Source organism: Kitasatospora sp. NPDC001527, assembly GCF_040298605.1.
Taxonomy (GTDB): domain Bacteria; phylum Actinomycetota; class Actinomycetes; order Streptomycetales; family Streptomycetaceae; genus Kitasatospora.
This window is the reverse complement of record NZ_JBEPAM010000123.1, coordinates 1-1,696: the sequence shown is the minus strand read 5'-3', so window position 1 is coordinate 1,696 and position 1,696 is coordinate 1. Positions and strand designations below refer to the sequence as shown.

General features: G+C 77.4%; 1 protein-coding gene. It reads left to right on the top strand.

The window, feature by feature from the left end:
• Nucleotides 1-1,696 (top strand): SpnB-like Rossmann fold domain-containing protein (locus ABT238_RS38710; protein WP_350807406.1); only part of this gene is annotated, 1,696 nt, incomplete at both ends.

Sequence of the window (1,696 nt, the reverse complement as noted above, 5' to 3'; positions counted from 1 at the left end):
GCCGGCTACTGGTACCGCAACCTGCGCCGGACCGTTCAATTCGGCGAAGCCGTGCAGACGTTGGCGGCCGAGGGCTTCCGTTGCTTCGTCGAGGTCAGCGCCCACCCCGTCCTCGCCCACGGCATCGTGGAGGCCCTGGAGGACGCCGTCCAGGCCCCGACCGTGGTCACCGGCACCCTGCGCCGCGACGACGGCGGCTGGGACCGTGTCCTGCTGGCCGCCGCCGAACTCCACGTCCACGGCGTGCCCGTGGACTGGTCGGCGACCTACGCCGGCGCCGGCCGCGTCCGCCCCGCCGACCTCCCCACCTACCCCTTCCAGCACCAGCGCTACTGGCTGGAGCCCGTGGCCGGCACCGGCGACGTGACCGCCTTCGGCGTCGCCGCAGCCGCGCACCCGCTGCTCGGCGCGCTGGTCGAACTGCCGGACGGGGGCTCGGTGTTCACCGGCCGGCTGTCGACCCGGTCGCACCCGTGGCTGGCCGACCACGCCGTGTCGGGGACGGTCCTGCTGCCCGGCGCCGCCTTCCTCGAACTCGCCCTGCGCGCGGGGGAGGAGACCGGGCTCGGCCGGCTGGAGGAGCTGGTGGTGGAGGCGCCCGCGATCCTGCCGGAGCGCGGGGGCGTCCAGGTCCGCGTCACGGTCGACCCGGCCGCCGACGACGCCCGTCGGGCCGTCCATGTGCACGCACGGCCCGACGACGGCGAGGGCGGCGCCTGGACCCGGCACGCCACCGGCTTCCTGGCGTCCGAGCACGCACCGGAGTTCGGCTACGAGGCCTGGCCGCCGCCCGGCGCGGAGCCGGTCGACCTCGACGGCTTCTACCCGGGCCTCGCCGAGGCCGGCTACGCGTACGGCGACGCCTTCCAGGGCCTGCGGGCCGCCTGGCGCTCGGGCGAGGAGGTGTTCGCCGAGGTCGCCCTTCCTGCTGAACTGGCCGAGTCCGCCGGGCGGTTCGGTCTCCACCCGGCCCTGCTGGACGCGGCGCTGCAGGCGGCCAACCTGGGCGCTGCTCCGGTGGCCCGCCCGGGGGAGGTCCTGCTGCCGTTCGCCTGGAACGACGTCGCCCTGTTCGCCTCGGGGGCGACGGCCCTGCGGGTGCACGCCCGGCGGGAGGGGCCGGACGCCGTCTCCTTCGCCCTCACCGATCCGGCGGGCCGGCCGGTCGGCGCCATCGGGGCGCTGGTCCTGCGGCCGGTGGCGCCCGAGCGGCTCTCCACCGCCCAGGACGCCACCGAGCACCTGTACCGCCTCGACTGGGTGCCGGCCGAGCTGCCGAAGGCGGCGGCCGGCGCGGCGGCGCCGGACGTGCTCGACCTCACCGCCCTCCCCGAGGGGCTGTCCGCGCCGCGGGCGGCCCGCGAGGCGGCCGGGACGGCGCTCGCCCGGCTCCAGGAGCACCTGGCCGGGGACTCCGAGCGTCCGGTCGCCGTGCTGACGGCCGACGCGGCCGAGGACCCGGCGGCCTCCGCCGTCTGGGGCCTGGTGCGAACCGCGCAGCTGGAGCACCCGGGCCGCATCGTCCTGGTGGACACCGACGGCTCGTCGGCGCCCGCCTCGCTGGCGGCCGACGCGCTCGCCTCGGGCGAGTCGCAGGTGGCCTGGCGTGATGGCGGGATTGTCGTGCCCCGTCTGGTCCGTGCCGAGGTGGCCGCTGATGCCGGTCCGGTTCTGGATCCGGCGGGGACGGTGCTGG